Origin of the sequence: Streptomyces sp. FH025, assembly GCF_017427025.1 — a bacterium.
Taxonomy (GTDB): Bacteria; Actinomycetota; Actinomycetes; order Streptomycetales; family Streptomycetaceae; genus Kitasatospora.
In genome coordinates, this window is sequence record NZ_JAFLNG010001170.1 from 1 (window position 1) to 1,280 (window position 1,280).

General features: G+C 74.4%; 2 protein-coding genes. Both read left to right on the top strand.

The annotated features are described in order from the left end of the window. Nucleotides 1–969 (top strand): alpha-ketoacid dehydrogenase subunit beta (locus tag J0670_RS38195; RefSeq protein ID WP_207817363.1); only part of this gene is annotated, 969 nt, incomplete at its 5' end. Further along, nucleotides 969–1,280 (top strand): biotin/lipoyl-containing protein (locus J0670_RS38200; protein ID WP_307806879.1); only part of this gene is annotated, 312 nt, incomplete at its 3' end. The genes J0670_RS38195 and J0670_RS38200, both read left to right, overlap by 1 nt.

Consider the following 1,280-nt stretch of genomic DNA (forward strand, 5'->3'; position numbering starts at 1 on the left):
ATGGCGCAGGCGCTCAACTCGGCGCTGCGGGACGCCATGCGCGAGGACCCGACGGTGCACGTGCTCGGCGAGGACGTCGGCGCGCTCGGCGGCGTCTTCCGGATCACCGACGGGCTGACCGCCGAGTTCGGCCCGGACCGCTGCCTGGACACCCCGCTCGCCGAGGCCGGCATCCTCGGCACCGCGATCGGCATGGCGATGTACGGGCTGCGCCCGGTGGTCGAGATGCAGTTCGACGCCTTCGCCTACCCGGCGCTGGAGCAGCTGTTCTCGCACGTCGCCAAGATGCGCAACCGCACGGCCGGACGGCTCCCGCTGCCGATCACCGTCCGCATCCCGTACGGCGGCGGCATCGGCGGCGTCGAGCACCACAGCGACGCCTCCGAGGCGTACTACACGAGCACGCCCGGCCTGCACGTGGTCACCCCCGGCACGGTGGGCGACGCGTACGGGCTGCTGCGCGCCTCGATCGCCTCCGACGACCCGGTGGTCTTCCTGGAGCCCAAGCGGCTCTACTGGGGCAAGGCCGAGTTCGACCCGGCGGCGCCGGTCGAGCCGATCGGGCGGGCCGTGCTGCGACGCACCGGCACCTCCGCCGTGCTGATCACCTACGGCCCCTCGCTGCCGGTCTGCCTGGAGGCGGCCGAGGCGGCGAAGGCCGAGGGCTGGGACCTCGCGGTGCTGGACCTGCGCACCCTGGTGCCCTTCGACGACGAGACGGTCTGCCGGGTGGTGCGCTCGCTCGGCCGGGCCGTGGTGGTGCACGAGGCGAGCGGCTTCGGCGGCACCGGCGCGGAGATCGCCGCGCGGGTCACCGAGCGCTGCTTCCACCACCTCGCCGCGCCCGTGCTGCGGGTCACCGGCTTCGACATCCCGTACCCGCCGCCGATGCTGGAGCACCACCACCTGCCCGGGGTGGACCGGATCCTGGACGCGGTCGCCCGGCTCCAGTGGGAGGACCGAGGATGATGCCCGTCGTGCGGGAGTTCCGGCTGCCCGACCTCGGTGAGGGTCTCACCGGGGCGGAGGTGGTGCGCTGGATGGTCGAAGTCGGCGAGGTGGTCGCGGTCGACCAGCCGGTGGTGGAGGTGGAGACCGCCAAGGCCGTGGTGGAGGTGCCCTGCCCGTACGGCGGGGTGGTCACCGCGCGGTACGGCGAGGTGGGCGAGGAGATCGCCGTGGGCGCGCCGCTGGTGACGGTCGCGGTGGCGTCCTCCTCGGATCCGGCGGGTGGTTCCGCCGCGCCCGTCGTCGAGCCGGCCGTCGAGCGCGCCGCCGAG